The sequence below is a fragment of the Hymenobacter actinosclerus genome (assembly GCF_900111515.1).
Taxonomy (GTDB): Bacteria; Bacteroidota; Bacteroidia; order Cytophagales; family Hymenobacteraceae; genus Hymenobacter; species Hymenobacter actinosclerus.
Map to the genome: position 1 here is coordinate 225,881 of NZ_FOHS01000001.1, position 19,081 is coordinate 244,961.

A 19,081-nucleotide genomic window follows, 5' to 3' on the forward strand; every position below is an offset into this window, starting at 1 on the left:
AGACTGGAACAGGGTTTGAAACCAGCTTTCCGCGCCGCTGATGCTCCCTTGGGGCTGGCAGAATGGCCGGTTTCGTTTTCATTCACCTTTTCTGATTCTGTTATGCAAGAGAAAGGCAGCATCTCGATTCACACCGAGAACATCTTTCCTATCATCAAGAAATTCCTGTATTCTGACCACGAGATTTTCCTCCGCGAGTTGGTCAGCAATGCCGTCGATGCCACCCAGAAGCTCCAGAGCCTGGCCCGCCAGGGCGAGTACCAGGGGGAGCTGGGCGAGCTGAAAGTGCGCGTGACCGTAGACAAGGAAGCCCGCAAAATCACGGTTTCCGACCACGGCCTGGGCATGACGGCCGAGGAAATCAAGAAGTATATCAATCAGATTGCCTTCTCCGGGGCCACCGAGTTTGTGGAGAAGTACAAGGAAACCGATGCCCAGGCCAAAGACCAGATTATCGGCCAGTTCGGTCTCGGCTTCTACTCGGCCTTTATGGTGGCCAAGGAGGTGGAAATCTGGTCGAAGTCGTACAAAGAGGATACCCTGACGGCCCACTGGACCTGCGACGGCAGCACCGAGTTTACGCTAGAAGAAACCGAGGGCGAGCACGCCAAGGCCGAGCGCGGCACCGACGTGGTGCTGCATGTGGCCGAAGACTCGGACGAGTTTCTGGAGGAGGCCCGCCTGAAGGGCATCCTCACCAAGTACTGCAAGTTCCTGCCCATCGAAATCGAGTTCGAGGGCGAGGTCATCAACCAGACCAAGCCCATCTGGACCAAGCAGCCCGCCGACCTCACCGACGAGGACTATGTGAAGTTCTACCAGGAGCTGTACCCGTTTTCGGAGCCGCCCCTGTTCTGGATTCACCTCAACGTCGACTACCCCTTCAACCTGACGGGCATCCTGTACTTCCCGAAGGTGAAGGACGAGTTGCAGCTCCAGCGCAACAAAATCCAGCTCTACTCGCGCCAAGTGTTCATCACCGACGAGGTGAAGGACGTGGTGCCCGAGTTTCTGATGCTGCTGCACGGCGTCATCGACTCGCCCGACATTCCGCTCAACGTGAGCCGCAGCTTCCTGCAGGCCGATGGCGCGGTGCGCAAAATCAACCAGTACATCACCAAGAAAGTAGCCGACAAGCTGGCCGAACTGTTCCGCAAAGACCGCGCGGGCTACGAGCAGAAGTGGCCCGACATCGGCCTGTTCGTGAAGTACGGGATGCTTTCGGATGAGAAATTCTACGAGAAGGCCAAGGACTTCGCCCTCGTGCAGAACGTGGCCGGCAAGCTGTTCACGCTGCCCGAGTACCAGGAGCAGGTGCAGGCCAACCAGAAAGACAAGAACGAGCAGACCGTTATCCTCTACACCACCGACGCCGAGGCCCAGCACGGCTTCGTGCAGGCGGCTCAGGAGCGCGGCTACGACGTGCTCGTGCTCGACGGTCCGCTCGATTCACACTTTATCGGCCAGCTGGAGCAGAAGCTCGAAAAAACGACTTTCAAGCGCGTGGACGCCGAAACGGCCGGCAAGCTCATCGAGAAGGACGATGCGCCCGAAAGCGTACTCAGCGACGACGAGAAAACCCGCCTGACCGACGTGTTCAAGCAGGCCATCAGCAATGAGCACATGCAGGTGCAGATAGAGGCCCTTTCGCCCCAGGATGCGCCCGTCATCATCACGCTGCCCGAATTCATGCGCCGCATGAAGGATATGCAGCGCACCGGCGGGGGCGGCGGTATGCAGATGTTTGGCTCGCTGCCCGATTCCTACACCGTGAGCGTGAATGCCAATCACCCCATCACGCAACGGGTGCTCAGCGCCGAGGGCGAGGCCGGCAGCCAGCTGGCCCGGCAGGCCTTCGACCTCGCACTACTGGCCCAGGGCATGCTGAAAGGGGAAGCCCTGACGGCCTTTGTGAAGCGCAGTGCCGATTTGCTAGCCGCCGGGTAGTTCTAGAAGGTATATAAAGTTCTAAGCGGTATAAAACCCTGATGGCTCCGGTCGTCAGGGTTTTGTGTTTAGGGGGCTGTTGCTTTGGGTCGGTCTGTTCTGCAGCCCGCGCCCGGCTGTTTGTAGGCCTGGCAAGCTAACCGCCAGCAGCTAAAAGCGAATAGCGCAAAAGCGAGGGTACCAAATCCGTTTATCTTTACGTTTCTGGCTTCGAACGAATCCTGCCCGATTTTCTCCATGCGTCTGTTCCGATTGACTTCTTTGCCGGCCCTGCTGCTGCCGGGGCTCCTGCTGCTGGCCGGCGCCTCTGCTTCCTGCTCCCGCCAAACTGTTTCCTTCAACAGCCAGCCCGATGCCCCCGGCCAGCTGGCCGCCGCCCCCGACAGCCTCACGACCACCGCCGACTCGGCGGCCGCCCCCAGCCTGGGCGACAAGCGCGTGGCCCTGACCAAGGAGCAGGAGCGGGCCGCCCGTGCCAAAGAGCGCGCGGCTCAGCGCAAACCCAAAAAGAAAAAGAACGTCTTCCTGAATGAGCCTATCAAGAAGGGTTACACCAAAAAAGGACCCAAGGGCAAAAAGCAGGAAGTAGAGATTTTCTACTACCTGCGCACCTTCAAGCAGCCCGACCCCATGGCTTTGGCGGTGTACTACTATAATCCGCGTAAGCGCAAAATATTCAAGGCCGCCGGCGAGCTGGACCCGGCTACCGATAAGGTGATGCACGGTCCCTACAAGATGCTGCGGGGCGGTAAGGTGGTGGAAACCGGCTCTTTCGCCTACGGCACCCGCCACCTGCGCTGGGAGAAGTTCACGCCCGACAACATCCTGGTTTCCAAAACGCACTACGAGCGCGGCTTCCCGCGCGACGCCAACGTAACCTACTACGACGCCGACCACAAACAGCTCAAGGAAGTCGTACCCTACCTCAACGGCCAGATGGAGGGCGACTACGTGCGCTTTCTGCCCACTGGTAAGCGCGAGTGGGAAGGCCAGTTTGAGAACGGCAAGCGCGTGGGCGAGTGGATAAACTACTGGGGTTTCCGCAACCTGAAAGACCGCCGCCACTACGTGCTGGGCTACGGAGAATCGGGCTACGAACCGGAGGTAAAGGAGCCGGTGCTTCTAAAGGAGTATAACCGCAACGGCGTGCTCATCTACGAAAAAGACAAGCTCGATAACCGGGAGAAGGGCAAATAGGGGAGGGCAAGTAAGCGCAGAGCAGATCAGAGCAGAAGGCGGTTGTCATGCTGAGCGAAGCCGGAGGCGAAGTCGAAGAATCTCGCGTGCCAAAGTAACCCTGCTATCAAAAGTTGCCAGTGCCCGCGAGATTCTTCGCGCTGCTCGGCATGACAACCGTCCTCCTTCGCCCCGCTCAATAAAACGCATCCTCGAAGTGCTCGATTCGCAGGCCTTCGGCGGCGGGGGTGAGGGCTACAATGTCGAAGCGGATGTCGGTGGGCCAGACCAGGGTTTCCTGCAGGTGCTCGGCGGCGAGGCGTAGCAACTGCCGCTTACGCTCGGTTACGAACTCCTCGGGGTAGCCGTAGCGCTCCGATGAGCGCGCCTTCACCTCTACCAGCACCAGCAGCGCGGGCGGGTGGCGCAGCACCAGATCCACCTCGGCGCGGCGGAAGCGGTAGTTGCGGTGCAGCAACTCGTAGCCCTGGGCCAGCAGGTAGCGTAGCGCGGCCTCTTCGCCATCGTGGCCGAGCTGGTGGGCGGGAATGAGCATGGCTGGAGTGCTTACAGGGTAACAGGAAGCTCGGCGGAGCAGGGAAAGCGGCGGCTGGGGTACCGGTTTGGGTCGAAATCTAGTACCTTTGTGTGCCATTTGAAACAGCCGCTGTCGGGGCCGGGGCCGGAAGGTTGCTGTCTTTTCTTGAAAAAAAGACAACTGCCCGCTGCCGGCCAGGGGGCAGTAAGCTGCTGAATGCCAAAGTGCAGCCCCCAGCCATGCCCCCGGCCGCTCCCGTTCTGTCTGCCCAACCCGCCATGACCACCCTCTTCTCTTCCTGCGCAAGCCCGGCCGTGGCCCCTCAGGCCCTGCCAACGGCCGGCGCCGCGCCGGCCAATTCGGGTCAGAACCGCCAGGTGCTGGTGCGCCGGCTGGGCCGGGCCGAGTATTTGCCGGCCTGGGAGCTGCAGGAACAGCTGCTGGCCGAAACGCTGGCCCTGAAAACCCAAAACCGCCTGGCCTCCGAAGCCGGGCAGCCGCTGGCCGTTACGCCCAACCACCTGCTGCTGTGCGAGCATCCGCCCGTGTACACGCTGGGTAAGAGCGGCAAGCCCGAGCATCTGCTACTCGACGACGCCGGCCTTGAGGCGCACGGCGCCACCTTCCACCGCATCAACCGCGGCGGCGACATCACCTTTCACGGCCCCGGCCAGCTGGTAGGCTACCCCATCTTCGACCTCGACAACTTCTTCACCGACATTCACCGCTACCTGCGGCTGCTCGAAGAAGCCGTTATCCTCACGCTGGCCGATTACGGTTTGTGCGCCGGGCGTATTGCCGGGCTTACGGGAGTTTGGCTCGATTTTGAAGAGGGGGCCCCCGACCCGCGCAAAATCTGTGCGCTGGGCGTAAAGTGCAGCCGCTGGGTAACCATGCACGGCTTCGCCCTCAACGTAAATACCGACCTGAGCTACTTCAGCCACATTGTTCCCTGCGGCATCACCGACAAAGCCGTTACCTCGCTGGAGCGCGAGCTGGGCCACGCCGTGCCCCTGGCCGAAGTGCAGGAGCGCCTGCTGCCCCACCTGGCCGCCCTGTTTGCCGCCGACCTGATTTCCGTGAGTTCATGAAAAAAGACATCCTCATCCGGCCCGTAGTGGGCGTTAGCGTAGCCGTAACGCCCGACGAGCAGGCGGCCACGGCGACGGCCGAAGCCCCCGGCTGGCAGGTATTCCTGATCAACGACAACGACCAGCCCCTGCAGAACGTCATCGTCAGCGCCAGCGGCTATGGCACCAACGCCCAGGGTGAAGCCATCCGCACTTCCACGCTGCGCCACACGCTGCCCGAGGTGCCCCCGCACGCCGCCGCCCCCATCGAAGCCCTCGACTCGGCGCTTTTTCGGCTGCACAACCAGTACTGGGTCAGCTATTATATAGATGGCCAGGTGTTCGACAAGAAATTCGTTTTCGCGCCCGATTCGATTGGCTTCGGGCAGCTGAAACCCATCAGCTTGCTTATTCCGCAGGGCATTCTAGCCATTTAAATCAGCAGCTTTTGTCTGTTTTCTCCCTCCCGGACCAAGCAGCCCTTACCGCAAGCGCCACCCCCTTATGAACGCACTTGGAATTCAGCTGAGCCTGTCCTTCCTGTGGGCCTTTCTGGTAGCTATGTTCGCCGTGCCGTCCATTATCTACATCGCCCACCTCAAAAACATGCTCGATACGCCCAACGTGCGCACCGTGCATGAGTCTTTGACGCCGCGGCTGGGCGGCGTGGCCGTGTTTGCCGGCTTCATGTCGGCCCTCACCATTTTCGCCCCCCTCGACAACGGCGTGCAGCAGCTGCTGGCCGGCTGCATCGTGCTGTTTTTCGTGGGCCTGAAAGACGACCTCGTGAGCATTTCGGTGGCCAAGAAGTTCGTGGGCCAACTGCTGGCAACGGGGGTGGTCATGATTATGGCCGACGTGCGCATTACCAGCTTTCAGGGCATTCTGGGCATCGGCGAGCTGCCCATCGGCATCAGCTACGCCTTCACCTTCTTCGCCATTGTGGGCATCACCAACGCCATCAACCTGATTGATGGCCTCGACGGCCTGGCCGGCTCCATTGTGCTCATCATCGTGAGCACCTTCGGCTACTACTTTTACCAGTACGGTGGTCCGGGGTTCCAGAACTATGCTTACGTTGCGGTGTGCGTGGTGGGCGGTTTGCTGGGTTTCCTGCGTTATAACTTCCACCGGGCCAGTATTTTCATGGGCGACACTGGTTCGCTGGTATGCGGCTTTATCGTGTCCATTCTCACCATTCAGTTTATTGAAATGGGCCTGAAAGTGGGCCAGCCCTTCGGCAGCGCGTCGCCGGCTGTGGCCCTGGGCATCCTGTTCGTGCCGCTGTTCGATACGCTGCGCGTGTTTATCGTGCGCATGATGGCCGGCCGCTCGCCCTTCTCGCCCGATAAAAACCACGTGCATCACCGTATTCTGGCTATGGGCTTTCAGCAAATCAGCACCGTCATGCTGCTGGGCCTGCTCAACGTGGTCGTCATTCTGCTCGTCATCAACTTCGCCTACCTGGGCAGCATACTGCTGATTGGGCTGCTGATTGTCTTCTCGCTGCTGCTTAGCGTGCTGCTGGGCGTGTACCACAGCCGGGCCGAACGCCAGCGCATCGCCTCCTGACTGAGGCAGGTGCGCCCGGCGCCGCCACGGCCCAGCCGGCGGCCTCGGGGGGCGCTACCCGCTTTCTAAATCCACTGACCAACCTCGTGCGCTGCCCGCTTTTCATCCGGAACCTGTGGCTGCTGTTGCTGCTGGGACTGCTGCCGCTGGCGGCCGGGGCCACCGAGTACCGTCGGCTGCCGCCGCCGCCCCGCGCCGGCCTCACCACCGACTGGCTGATCAAGGACCCGGACCGCAACCGGCTGGTGCTGTATCTGCCCAACTACCACGCGCCCGAGCACGCCTACTACCAGTGGCTGAGTGTGCGGCCCGGCCGGCCGCTGCCCATCACGTTCACGGCCCGCGAAAACCTGAGCCTGTTTCTCGACAACCAGCTCGTATTCACGGCGCCCGCCCCGGCCTCCTACACCCTCGATTTAGCCGCGCTGCTGCCCGCCGGCGCCCAGCCGGGGGCGCAGCATCTGCTCTGCGTCTGGCATCCGGATGCAGTTCCCAACTTGGCTTCGTTTCAGAATGCGCTGGCCCCCACGGAAAGCCCCGTCGGGGCCCCCGAGGCGCTGGCGACCGGGGCGCAGCCGCGGCCCCGCGGGCACCAGGGCCAGAACGTGTTTCTGGGTTTTCTGCTGCTCATCGGCCTGGGCTACGGGGGCCTGCGCGCTAGCTACCAGCCGGGCTTTGCCCGCATCTACCAGCTGGAAGGCCTGTGGGGGCAGGGTACGGCCGAGCAGGACTTTCTGGTGAAGCCCACGCTCACCTGGCTGAACCTGGCGCTGGTGCTGCTGTTTGCGCTGTCGTTTGCGCTGCTGCTGGTGGCCATTCATACCAACATCGAAAACATCGTGATTCTGCGCCGGCTGTTCGACGTGGCTGAATCGACGATTGTGGTGAAAGTGCTCCTGTATACGGCTCTGGTGGCAACTTTCGTGCTGGGCAAATACCTGTTTCTGGAGTTGATGGGCTACATCTTCGACGTGGCCGAGCTGGTAACCATTCAGTACCGCGAGTTTATCCGCACGGTGCTGTTTATGGGTCTGTTTCTGCCCGGCGTGATGCTGCTTTACCTGGGCCTCAACCGGCAGCTGCCCGAAACGGTGCTGTGGGTGTCCAACGGGGTGGTTTCCTTGCTGTTGATTGGCACCGTATGGCGCGTGGCCCGCACGCTGCACCGGAAAAGGTCACTCCTGAATCTACATTTGTTTTCGTACCTTTGCGCCACCGAAGTGATTCCTTTGGTCGTTTTGCTCAAATTAATCGTTTTTACTTACTAATCAGGCGCTCAGCCAGCGCTTCTTTCCTTCCTAACGCTCCCCTATCGCTCCAGATTTTACCCCAATTTCCTACCCAATGGCCGACATCAAAGACCAGCCGGGAACGGGCCGTCATGCCGTTCCTATTGCCACTATTCTGGTCAGCCAACCCCAGCCGACCAGCGACGTCTCCCCGTATTTCTCGATTGCCGAAAAGTATGGTATCAAAGTGGATTTCCGCGAGTTTATTGACGTGCAACCGGTTTCCTACAAGGATTTCCGCAAGGAGAAGGTGAACATCGCCGAGCATACGGCCATTATCTTCACCAGCCGCAACGCCGTCGACCACTTCTTCCGCATCTGCCAGGAAGCCAAGATTGAGATGCCGGCCGAGATGAAGTACTTCTGCATCTCGGAGCAGACGGCCAACTACCTGCAGAAATACATTGTGCTGCGGAAGCGCAAGCTGTTTGTGGGCCAGCGCACGGCCGCCGATATGTTCGACGTCATCCGCAAGCACAAGGGCGAAACGTTCCTGTATCCCTGCTCCGACATCCGCAAGGATGATATTCCGGAGTTTATGCGCGAAAACAAGTTCAAGTTCAGCGAAGCCGTCATCTACCGCACCGTCGCCGCCGACCTCTCGGACCTGACCGATGTGAAGTACGACTGCATTGCGTTCTTCAGCCCCTCGGGCATCAGCTCGCTGTTCATCAACTTCCCCGATTTCGTTCAGAACAACACCCGTATTGCCGCCTTCGGACCCACTACGGCCAAGGCCGTGCTCGACGCGGGCTTACTGCTCGATATTGAGGCGCCGCACCCCAATGCCCCTTCCATGACGGGCGCTATCGAAGAGTATATCCGGCTGCACCAGCGCAACGGCGCGGCCAAAACGGCTGGCAAGTAAGCAACAGGTAGTTATAGTATAGGGAACGCCGGTCCGAAACACGTCTAGGCAGGCTGTTTCTTTCGTGGGTTTGGTGCAGAAATTAGAGCGGTTTTTCGTTACATTTGGGAACGTAGGCCCGCTGCTATTCCGGGGCTGACTCACGGCATTTATATGAAAAAATATATACTATGCGCCGGAGCGCTGCTGTTGCTGGGCAAAGCCACTGCCCAGCAACAGCCGCAGTTCAGCCACTACGGGCTTAATGGAATGAGCCTGAACCCGGCCTACGCGGGCGTGAAAGGCTACGGCGAAATCACGGGCATCGGCCGCATTCAATACTACGGCTACAATCCTACCTTCTATACCGGCGGCTCACCTACCACGGCCTCGCTTACGGCCTCGCTGCCCGTTGCAGTGCTGGGCGGCGGCCTGGGCCTGGGCGTGTACCGCGACCGGATTGCTGAACTCTACACCACCAACGTCCAGCTTTCTTATTCGCGCCACCTCAAGCTGGGCGAGGGTACGCTGGGCCTGGGGGTGCAGGGTATTTTCAACAACATTTATCAGGGAACCTACAAGGCCGTTGACGACGACGATATTGCCGTGCCGCGCGAGGGCTCGGATGCCAAGTTCGACGCCGGCGCCGGAGTTTGGTACGAAGCGCCCAAACTCTACGTGGGGCTGAGCCTGAACAACCTGCTGCGCTCGGGCTACCGGTTTAAAAGTGAAGTAGCCACAAGCGGAAAGTCGGCCCAATATTTGACTGAGAATCATGCCTATCTGACGGGCGGCTACAATATCGACCTGACTCCGGACGTTGTACTTACCCCAACTGCGCTGGTGAAGCTGGTGTTGCCGGGGGAATTTGGCGACAGCGGCAAACTGACCCTGCGCAACGCCTCGTATGAGGTAGGGGCCCGGGCAACGTTCAACGACCGTTTCTGGGGCGGGCTGGGGTACCGTTCGGGCGACGCATTTACAGCCTTAGGCGGCATTTCCTTTGCGCAGGATAATGCGCTTCGGTTGGGATTGGCCTATGACCTAATTGCATTTGGCCAAGAAGCAAAAGCTACCAGCTCTTTTGAGATTATGCTCAGCTACCGGCTGCCTAAACCAAGCCTCAGCATCCGGCCAGCTATCAGAACACCGCGGTACAGCTTCTAGCGAACCGTTTTGAAGGGGGAGAAAATGTGCTGCAGTTGCAGGAAACAGAATGTTCGCTTAATTAGCTGGCCAAATGAGCCGAATGCTCTTTTAACCGGCTGATACTTTAGTTGGTAGACAAATGTGCGGTGTTGGGCGGATTGCTTGCGTACCAACGGATGATTCATTAGATTTGCCAGCCCGAAAAATTGTAATCTTTGGATATCACCCTCGGTCGTCTTTTTACTCTTTACGATGAATAAGTTTTTCCTCCTGCCCCTGGTCGCTTTTTCAGCTTTGCTGTTGGGCGGGTGCAGCTTCGGCAAAGGCCCTACCGGCGACTTGGTTGGCGCGGAAGACCGGCCGGAATTCAACCCCCAGGAAGTGCCCTACGGCATGGTTCCCTGCCCCGGCGGTACGTTCCACATGGGCCAGACCGACCAGGATATTTCGGCCTCGATGGTTAACATGAACAAGCAGGTAACTATTGCCGGCTTCTACATGGACGAGACGGAAATCACCAACAACCAGTACCGCCAGTTCATGAATGCCATCCGGCAGGACTCGATTGACGTGCTGGGTGAGGAGTACGTGATGACCGAACTCTACCCCGATACCACGGTGTGGGTGCGCGACTTCACCTACCACATGGGCGACCCGCTGATGGAGTACTATTATACGCACCCGGCTTTCGACGACTACCCGGTAGTGGGCGTTGACTGGTTTGCGGCCAAGTATTTCTGCAACTGGCGTACCAAGCTGAAAAACCAGGCCAACGAAGAAGCCGGCCTAGCGCCAACGCCAAACTTCCGCCTGCCCTCGGAGGCTGAGTGGGAGTACGCCGCCCGCGGGGGCCGCGACCTCGCTACCTACCCCTGGGGTGGCCCGTACCTGCGCAACTCCAACGGCTGCATGCTGGCCAACTTCAAGCCCGGCCGCGGCGACTACGCCTCCGACGGTTACGCTTACACCGGCCCGGTGGCCTCGTTCTTCCCCAACGACTTCGGCCTGTACGATATGTCGGGCAACGTGAGCGAGTGGTGCGATGACGCCTACATGGAAGCCTCCGTGCCCGTGGTGTGGGACATGAACCCGACCAACCCCGACGACAACGAGCCCCGCAAAGTAGTGCGCGGCGGTTCCTGGAAAGACATTGCCTACTTCCTCGAAACGGGAACCCGCAATTTCGAATACCAGGATTCGGCCCGCTCCTACATCGGCTTCCGTACCGCCATGATTCAGATTGGCTCGGGCAGCGGCCGCTAGGCTGCCGCGGTCTTCCCCACGACTCCTTTTTAACCTCACCACTTCTTCTTCAACAACACAATCAAATGGCAGCTAAAGGCGGTAATTTCCTGTACGATGTATTGATGCCCAAAATCTATGGCATCGGCGCAGCAGTCGTAATCGTAGGGGCACTATTCAAGATCCAGCACTGGGAAGGTGCTAGCGAAATGCTTATCCTGGGTCTGGGTACCGAGGCACTTATCTTCTTCCTGAGCGCATTCCAGCCTACTACTAAAGAGGTTGACTGGTCGATGGTATACCCCGAGCTGAGCGAAGGTTACGATCCTTCCACTGGCAACTCCAGCTTTCTGCAGCAGGACAACGGCGGCACGGGGCTTACCCGCAAGCTCGACGACATGCTGAAGGATGCCAACGTAACGCCCGAGGCTATCAACTCGCTGGGCCAGGGCCTGAACCGCCTGAGCACCACCACTCAGCAGCTCGCCGGCCTTGGCGATGCCACCAACGCCACCGACGAGTACACCACGAAAGTCCGCTCGGCCGCTCAGTCGCTGGAGCGCATCAACGAGTCGTACTCGAAGACGGCCGATGCCATGAGCACGATGGCCGATGCCACCGCCGACGCGGGTGCGTATCAGCTGCAAGTGCAGAACGTAACCAAGAACCTGGGCGCTCTGAACGCCGTGTACGAGATGGAGCTGAATGATGCCAACTCGCACCTTAAGTCCATGAACCAGTTCTACGGTACGCTGGCCCAGGCCATGCAGAACCTGACCGAAGCCGGCAAGGAAACCGACCAGTTCAAGACTGAGGTAACCAACCTGACGTCGAACCTGGGCTCGCTCAACCGCGTGTATGGCAACATGCTGAACGCCATGCGCTCCGGCAGCTAAGCCCAACTGCGGCTTAGCAATCAACACTCATATAGGATAGCAACAGGCATACACGATGGCGGGAGCAAAGGAAACTCCACGGCAGAAGATGATCGGGATGATGTACCTGGTACTCACCGCGCTTCTGGCCTTGCAGGTAAACTCAGCAATTCTACTCAAATTCAAGTTTCTCGACGACAGCCTCTCTTCCATTAACGGAAAGGTGTCGAAGGCAAACGACGGGACGGTAAAGGGAATTCAGGCGCAGGTAGAGAAGGCCCGCAATCAGCCCAAAGACCTGGCTGTGCTCAAGCAGAGCCAGGAGGTGCGCGAGCGGACCAAGGAAACGATTGCCTACCTGGCCTCGGTACGGGAGCAGCTGCTCACCAAAACCGAGAACAAGGGCAAGAATGAGTTCAAGAACATGAGCGCCGAAGATAAGGTGGCCGAGCTGATGCTGGGTGCCAACAAGGACGGCGTAGGCTACAAGATGAAAGGAGAGCTGAACAAGTACTCCGACTACATCAAGAACATCATCCCCGGCGTTGCGCCGCTGGCCCTCGATGCCAGCCAGGACCCGATGGTGACGGACAAGGAGCAGAAGAACAAAAACTTCGCTCAGCTCAGCTTCGAGAACACGCCGGTAGTAGCCGCTTTGGCCGTACTGTCGCAGAAAGAAGCCGAGGTGCTGAAGTACGAGTCGGACGCGCTGAAAGTGCTGTCGGACCGGGTGGGTGGTACCATCATCGTATTCGACAAAATCGGGGCTTTCGCCAGCGCTGAGTCGAACACGGTAGCCGCCGGCACCAAGTACAAAGCCGAGTTGTTCCTGACGGCTTCAGCCTCGGGCCTCAACCCCAGCATGACCCTCAACGGCTCGCCGCTGGCAGTAGGCCCCGATGGCCGCGCCAAAGTGGAGTTCACGGCGCGTCCGGGCAACTTCGACAAGGACGGCAATGCCAAGGCCAGCTGGACCGGTACCGTGCGCTTCAAGCAGAACGGCCGCGACACCACCTTCAAGGTGACCATGCCCTACACCGTTACCAAGCCGGTGATGCAGATTCAGTCGGCTTCGGTGCAGGCGCTGTATTTCCGGTGCGGCAACAAGCTTAGCGTAAACGTACCCGCTCTGGGTGCCCAGTACGACCCGAGCTTCTCGGCTACTGGTGCTGCCACCATCAAAGGGGCGGCCAAAGGCGAGGTAACGCTGGTGCCCAACGCCAGCGAAGTAACCCTGAGCGTGAGCAGCGGCGGTAACCCCATCGGCTCGCAGAAATTCGAGGTGCGTCGCATCCCCAAGCCCGACATTCAGTGCTGGGTAGGTGGCCGGCCGGCCAACGAAAAGCAGGGTACGCCCATCTCGGCTGTGCGCAACATGAACATGAAGGCCATTCCTGACGCCAGCTTCGCCACCTTCCTGCCCGAGGATGCCAAGTTCCGGGTATCGCGCTACGAGGTGACGCTGGTGCGTGGCAAGCGCCCGGCCATGGCCACTATCAACGTAAGCGGCCCGACCGTCGACTTAACCTCGATTGTGAATGCGGCCCGCGAAGGCGACCGTCTCTACATTGAAGTGAAAGGCGTGCAGCGCCAGAACTTCCAAGGCAATGTCGAAGATGTACAGATGCCCAACAAGTCGTTCAATATTCCGCTGAACTAAGCGTTGGTATGGTTATGGGTAGTAGGTAGTAAGCATTTGGGCACTTTTTGCGGCCCGGAGTGCTTACTACCAAAATCCAACTACCAACGACTTATTACCAACTGATTTCTCTGGTATGAACAAATTCCTTTCCTTCGCCGCCTTGGCGGCCGGCCTTTCGCTGTCGGTGGCAGCTTCGGCCCAGGAACAAGCTACCACCGCGAGCAGCAACGGCTCGTACCGCCCTATTCCGAATTCGGACATCATGTTCCGTAAAACGATTTGGCGGGCCATCGACCTTCGCGAGAAGCAGAACAAGCCCATGTTCTCGGAAGGAAGGGAAATCAGCGGCATCATTATGGATGCGGTGAAGCGGGGTGAGCTGCAGGCGTACACCAACGACTCGCTGACTACCACGCTTTCGGCGGCCGAGATGATGAGTAAGATGTCGTACCAGGAAGCCGCAGCAGGCCTCAGTGATGAGGAAAAAGCGGCTGGTTTCTCCAACGAAGCCACCGACGACTGGGGCGCTCCGGTGAAGAAAGGCTCCAAAGCGGCTGCGGCACCTGCCGCGCCCGCGAGCTATGCGTATCGCCCCAAGGAAATCTACCAGATGGAACTGAAGGAGGATATGATTTTCGATAAGAAACGCTCGCGCATGTACCACGACATCAAGTCGCTGACGCTGCTCGTGCCTTCTACCCTGAGCGGCAACACCTCGGGAATCGAGCGGCCAATCGGCTCCTTCAAGTACAGCGACCTGGTGCGCGTGTTCCGGGCCAACCCCGACAAGGCTATCTGGTTCAACCCGCAGAACGATGCCCAGCATAAGAACCTGGCCGATGCGTTTGAGCTGTGGCTGTTCAACTCCTACATCGTGAAGGTATCGAACCCCACCGATTCGCGCCTCGACGAAATCTACGGTAGCCAGCAGCAGGGCATCCTCGCCTCGCAGCAAGCCGCCGCCGACCTGATCGAGTACGAGTACAACCTGTGGTCATTCTAAATCACAGATGTTGCAGATGATGGGATGACGCAGATGCAGGCGTCCCTTCAGAAAGACGGTGATAAGCTTAAAAAGGCCCCTAACCAAAAATGGTCAGGGGCCTTTCGCTTTGCAGCCAATTTTGGCTGTGTTTGTTCAGGCTGTGTTTGTTCAGACTTCGGCGGAGTTCGTTTTAGCGAAGTATTCGATGAGGATGCGGGCTTTGGCTTTGCCAACTTCGGCTACCAGCTCGGCCTCGGTTAGCTCGCGGATTTTTTTGACCGACTTGAACTTGGTTAGCAGTTTGTCGGCCGTGACGGGGCCGAGGCCTTTTACGTCGGTCAGCTCGGTTTTGAGCGTACCCGCGTCGCGCCGGTCGCGGTGGAAGGTGATGCCGAAGCGGTGGGCCTCGTCGCGCATGCGCTGGAACAGGCGTAGGCTTTCGCTCTTCTTGTCGATATAGAGCGGCAACGGATCGTTGGGCACGTAGATTTCTTCGAGACGCTTGGCGATGCCGATAACGGCCATCTGGCCCCACAGACCGAGGTCTTTGATAGCCTTGACGGCCATGCCGAGCTGACCCTTGCCGCCGTCCACAATCACGAGCTGGGGCAGGGAGGCGCCTTCGTCGGTGAGGCGGCGGTAGCGGCGGGTTACGACTTCGTACATCGAGTCGAAGTCGTTGGGGCCGATGACGGTTTTGATGTGGTAGTGCCGGTAGTCCTTTTTGCTGGGCCGCGCGTTGCGGAAACACACCATGGCGGCCACCGGGTTGTCGCCCTGGAAGTTGGAGTTGTCGAAGCATTCGATGTGCTTGGGCAGCTCGGTCAGGCGCAAATCCTTCTTGATGGTTTCCATGATGCGCACCTCGTTGAGGTCCTTGCTCCGGTCGTTCATGCTCTCCTTTTCCTTGCGCAGGTAGAGCACGTTTTTGAGGCTCAGCTCCAGCAGCTTGCGCTTGTCGCCAATCTGGGGCTGGGCGACAGTTACGCCGGGCAGCGGTAGGGGCGGCAGGGCCACGTTGGTCAGGATTTCCTTTGATTCGCTTTCGAACTCCTCGCGCATCTGCATCACCAGCGGGGCCAGAATCTCATCGTCGGGCTCGTCGAGCTTCTTCTGCACCTCTACCGACTGCGTGAGCACGATGCTGCCGTTCATCACCTTGAGGTAGCTGATAAAGGCTGACTTCTCGTTGGAGGCAATGGCGAAAACGTCGATGTTGGTGAGGTTGGCGTTGACGATGGTGCTCTTGCTCTGGAACTCATCGAGCTTGTCGAGCTTGACCTTGAACTGGTGGGCCAGCTCGTACTGCTGCTCCTGGGCGGCCTGGGCCATCCGGTCGCGGAAGTACTGCTTGGGCAGGCGCAGGTCGCCGTTGAGAATCTGGCGGATTTGCTGGATGTACTGGTTGTAGGTTTCCTCGTCCTGGTGGCCCTCGCAGGGGCCCTTGCAGTTGCCGATGTGGTACTCCAGGCACACCTTGAACTTGCCGGCCGCGATGTTGGCCTCCGAGAGGTTATAGGTGCAGGTGCGCAACGGGTACAGCGCCCGGATCAGCTCCAGCAGCAGGTTCATGCCGGTCACGTTGGCGTAGGGGCCGTAGTAGTGGCCGTCGCCGGGGCGTTTGGTGCGGGTCGGTATCAGGCGCGGAAACCGCTCGTTGGTCAGCAGCAGGTAGGGGTAGGTCTTGCCATCCTTGAGCAGGATGTTGTACTTGGGCTGATGCTGCTTGATGAGGTTGTTTTCGAGCAGAAACGCATCCGACTCCGAGTCCACAATCGTGAACTCGATGCGGCGGATGTTCTTGACCAGCTGCTGGGTTTTCTTGTTGTGGTCCTGCTTGGTGAAGTAGCTGCTGACCCGCTTGCGCAAATCAATGGCCTTGCCCACGTAGATAATCGTGTCTTCGTCGCCAAAGTACTTGTACACCCCCGGCCGGTGCGGGAGCTGGCGGATTTGTTCCTTAATCGCAGCTGTTGCAGATGAAGATGATGACGCAGATTCGTTCTGAATCGCAGATGGTGTAGATGCCGCGGATGACGCAGATTCGTTCTTTGCCATTGATAAAGATGATGAGAATGTATAGGTGGTTACGAAGAATTGCTTTGGATGATTGGTCAACTGCTCAACCAAGCAACTTGCTAATCAGGCCAACCAAGTTCCGCATTCATCCTTAACAAACAACGCAGCCCTTTTCATCTCCCTACCTCTCAAATCATTCGCAAAACGAAAGAACGAATCTGCGTTATCCGCGGCATCTACACCATCTGCGATTCAGAACGAATCTGTGCTATCTGCGGCTTTATCTGCACCATCAGTGATTAAATGTCTTCGCCCCGCAGGTCCTCCAGTTTCACCTGGTTTAGCTTTTCGGCGCTCGGGATGGTGTCGCGCTGGCCGCCGGGGCCGCCGTAGTAACGCGAGCAGTCGGTTTCGATGGTGAGGCTGGCTGGTTTGGGGAAGGCGCCGGTATTGATGTCGAGGCTCTTGTCGGCGTACACTTTCTTCATAAACAGGCCGTACATGGGCAGGGCCATACGCGAGCCCTGGCCGTAGTAGCCGTTGCGGAAGTGGATGCTGCGGTCTTCGCCGCCCACCCACATGCCGCACACCAGGTCGGGCGTGAGGCCCATAAACCAGCCGTCGGAGTAGTTGTTGGTGGTGCCGGTTTTGGCCCCGATTTCATACGGAAACTTGAAACCGGTTTTGAGGATGATGCTGGTGCCGCCGCGCTCCTCGGTGGCGCCGCGCAGCATGTAAGTCATCAGGTAGGCCGTTTCTTCGCTTAGCGCCTCGCGGGTCTGCGGAATAAATTCGCGCAGCACGTTGCCGTTCTTGTCCTCGATGCGCGTCACCATCACCGGCGAGGTCCAGATGCCCTTGTTGACGAACGTGCTGTAGGCGCCCACCATCTCGTAGATGCTCACGTCGGACGAGCCGAAGCCCACGGCCGGCACCGCCTCGATGGGCGAGGTAATGCCCAGGCGCTTGGCGTAGCTGACCACCGTTTCAGGCCCCAGTTTCTGCACCACCCAGGCCGTAATCGAGTTCATGGAGCGGGCCAGCGCCTGCCGTAGCGTGAAGGTGCGGCCCGAGAACGTGCCCTCGAAGTTGCGGGGCGTGTAGGCCGGCCGACCGGCTACGGCCGGGAAGGTAGTGGCCACGTCGGGGCGCTGGTAGCAGGGCGAGTAGCCCTGGTCGATGGCGGCCACGTACACGAAGGGCTTGAACGTGGAACCCGGCTGGCGCTTGCCCTGGCGCACGTGGTCGTACTTGATGTACTTGTAGTTGATGCCGCCCACCCAGGCCTTGATGCGGCCGTTGAGCGGGTTGATGGCTACGAAACCCGCCCGCATCAGCCGCTTGTAGTAGGCCAGCGAGTCCATCGGCGACATGGTTACCTCCTTCTCGTTGTTGGGGCTGTTCCAGCTGAAGACCTTCATCGGGTACTTCTTGTTGAGATAGTACTTCACCGAGTCGGGCTGGTCGGGGAAGCGGCCCTGCAGGGAGCGGTAGCGGCCGGTGCGCTTCACGGAGGTTGCCAGGAAGTTCGGAATCACCCGGCCGCTTTCGTCGCGCCAGGGCAACTGACCCTTCCACTGCTGCTCGAACCATTTCTGCTGCAGTTTCATGTGCTCGGCCACGGCCGACTCGGCGTACTTCTGCATGCGCGAGTCGATGGTGGTGTAGATTTTCAGGCCGTCGGAGTACAGGTCGTGGTCGGTTTCCTTGGCCCACTGGCGCAGCTCCTTGCTCACTTCCACCCGGAAATAAGGCGCGATGCCCTCGTTCTGGTTTTCCACCTGGTAGTCCAGCTTCATGGGCTGCAGCGTGTCGGCCTGCAGCTGCTGGGCCGTGATGTAGCCGTACTTGTTCATCTGGCGCAGCACCCAGTTGCGGCGCAGCCGCGAGCGGGCGGGGTTGAATTTGGGGCTGAAGCGCGAGGGCGCGTTGAGTACGCCTACCAGCGTGGCGGCCTCGGCGCGGGTCAGCTTCATAGGCTGCTTGCCGAAAAACGTTTTGGCCGCCGTATTGATACCGAAGGCGTTGGAGCCATAGTCGTTGGTGTTGAGGTACATGCGCAGGATTTCGCGCTTGGTATAGCTGCGTTCCAGCCGCACAGCCAGAATCCATTCCTTGGTTTTGCTGATGACCATGCGCACGCCCGGCACATCGTTGAGCAGGCCGTCGCTCAGGTCGCCGCGGGTGCGGAACAGCACCTTGGCCAGCTGCTGGGTGAGCGTGGAGCCGCCGCCGCTGCCGCCCGTAAACAGGCCTACTACCACCCGGCCGGTGGCCTTGGCATCGACACCCGAGTGCTCTTCGAACCGCGAATCCTCGGTGGCAATCAGGGCATCCACCAGGTGCTGGGGCAGGTCTTCGTACTCGGCCGGGGTGCGGTTCTCGCGGAAATATTTGCCCATCAGCACATTGTCGGCCGAGTAGATTTCCGAGGCCAGTTCACTGCGCGGGTTTTCCAGCGACTTCAGGTTGGGCATGCGCCCGAACAGGTTCAGGAAGTTGGCGCTGACCGCCCACACGTAGAACACCAGCCCCAACAGGCCGAACCCGAACAGCACCCAGAACGAGCGGGCCCATCCGGTGTAGCGCCCGGGGCGGCTGGGTTTAGAACGAGAAGCAGTGGGTTTTTTAGTGGCGGGAGAAGCCATTGAAGGGAATTAAAAATTAAGAATTAAAAATTAGAAATTAAAAGTTGCCAGTGGGTTCCACAACCCTGCCAAACGTCTCGAA

Annotated in this window: 15 protein-coding genes; 12 read left to right on the top strand and 3 right to left on the bottom strand. The window is 59.2% G+C overall.

Annotation, left to right across the window (positions count from 1 at the left end):
• Positions 1-102 precede the first annotated feature (102 nt).
• Entirely contained in the window at positions 103-1,947 is a 1,845-nt protein-coding gene (gene htpG / locus BMY67_RS00960) for a molecular chaperone HtpG (protein WP_092767438.1), read from the top strand.
• A gap of 237 nt (positions 1,948-2,184) precedes the next feature.
• Positions 2,185-3,144: a toxin-antitoxin system YwqK family antitoxin gene (locus BMY67_RS00965; protein ID WP_143069655.1), complete on the top strand. Its 960-nt coding sequence runs from the start codon at positions 2,185-2,187 to the stop codon at positions 3,142-3,144.
• A gap of 175 nt (positions 3,145-3,319) precedes the next feature.
• Here the strand turns inward: BMY67_RS00965 and BMY67_RS00970 are convergent, their stop codons facing one another.
• Positions 3,320-3,679 (bottom strand): YraN family protein, encoded by a 360-nt coding sequence (locus tag BMY67_RS00970; RefSeq protein WP_092767442.1) that lies wholly within the window; start codon positions 3,677-3,679, stop codon positions 3,320-3,322.
• A gap of 260 nt (positions 3,680-3,939) precedes the next feature.
• On the opposite strand from BMY67_RS00970, the gene lipB reads away from it, so the two are divergent.
• The 10 genes from lipB to porN all read left to right on the top strand — a co-directional run bounded on the left by lipB (position 3,940) and on the right by porN (position 14,350).
• Positions 3,940-4,752, top strand: coding sequence for a lipoyl(octanoyl) transferase LipB (gene lipB / locus BMY67_RS00975; RefSeq protein ID WP_092767444.1), 813 nt, complete (start codon positions 3,940-3,942; stop codon positions 4,750-4,752).
• Positions 4,749-5,168 (top strand): hypothetical protein, encoded by a 420-nt coding sequence (locus tag BMY67_RS00980; protein ID WP_092767446.1) that lies wholly within the window; start codon positions 4,749-4,751, stop codon positions 5,166-5,168. Before lipB ends, BMY67_RS00980 begins: the two co-directional genes overlap by 4 nt.
• A 67-nt stretch (positions 5,169-5,235) precedes the next feature.
• Positions 5,236-6,303 carry an MraY family glycosyltransferase gene (locus tag BMY67_RS00985; RefSeq protein WP_245744821.1) on the top strand — a complete coding sequence of 356 codons (1,068 nt, stop codon included), beginning with the start codon at positions 5,236-5,238 and terminating at the stop codon, positions 6,301-6,303.
• An 86-nt stretch (positions 6,304-6,389) separates the two neighbouring features.
• On the top strand, positions 6,390-7,571 hold the full coding sequence (locus BMY67_RS00990; protein WP_177189636.1) for a DUF4271 domain-containing protein: 1,182 nt from the start codon (positions 6,390-6,392) through the stop codon (positions 7,569-7,571).
• Positions 7,572-7,647: 76 nt separating this feature from the next.
• Entirely contained in the window at positions 7,648-8,460 is an 813-nt protein-coding gene (locus BMY67_RS00995; protein ID WP_092767450.1) for a uroporphyrinogen-III synthase, read from the top strand.
• Between the two features lie 153 nt (positions 8,461-8,613).
• Entirely contained in the window at positions 8,614-9,606 is a 993-nt protein-coding gene (locus BMY67_RS01000) for a PorP/SprF family type IX secretion system membrane protein (RefSeq protein ID WP_092767452.1), read from the top strand.
• 234 nt (positions 9,607-9,840) lie between these two features.
• Positions 9,841-10,851 carry a T9SS ring complex lipoprotein PorK/GldK gene (gene porK / locus BMY67_RS01005; protein ID WP_092767454.1) on the top strand — a complete coding sequence of 337 codons (1,011 nt, stop codon included), beginning with the start codon at positions 9,841-9,843 and terminating at the stop codon, positions 10,849-10,851.
• Between the two features lie 65 nt (positions 10,852-10,916).
• Positions 10,917-11,726: a type IX secretion system motor protein PorL/GldL gene (gene porL / locus BMY67_RS01010; RefSeq protein ID WP_092767455.1), complete on the top strand. Its 810-nt coding sequence runs from the start codon at positions 10,917-10,919 to the stop codon at positions 11,724-11,726.
• 55 nt (positions 11,727-11,781) lie between these two features.
• The gene (porM, locus tag BMY67_RS01015; protein WP_092767457.1) at positions 11,782-13,365 is read left to right on the top strand and encodes a type IX secretion system motor protein PorM/GldM; all 1,584 of its coding nucleotides are present in this window, start codon (positions 11,782-11,784) and stop codon (positions 13,363-13,365) included.
• Between the two features lie 115 nt (positions 13,366-13,480).
• Entirely contained in the window at positions 13,481-14,350 is an 870-nt protein-coding gene (gene porN, locus BMY67_RS01020; RefSeq protein ID WP_092767459.1) for a type IX secretion system ring subunit PorN/GldN, read from the top strand.
• A 150-nt stretch (positions 14,351-14,500) separates the two neighbouring features.
• On the opposite strand, the gene uvrC is transcribed toward porN, so the two are convergent.
• Positions 14,501-16,297, bottom strand: a complete 1,797-nt coding sequence (uvrC, locus tag BMY67_RS01025; protein ID WP_092769521.1) for an excinuclease ABC subunit UvrC — start codon at positions 16,295-16,297, stop codon at positions 14,501-14,503.
• A 353-nt stretch (positions 16,298-16,650) separates the two neighbouring features.
• A complete protein-coding gene (locus tag BMY67_RS01030; protein WP_245744824.1) occupies positions 16,651-18,999 on the bottom strand; it encodes a transglycosylase domain-containing protein in 2,349 nt (782 codons plus the stop codon).
• Positions 19,000-19,081 lie beyond the last annotated feature (82 nt).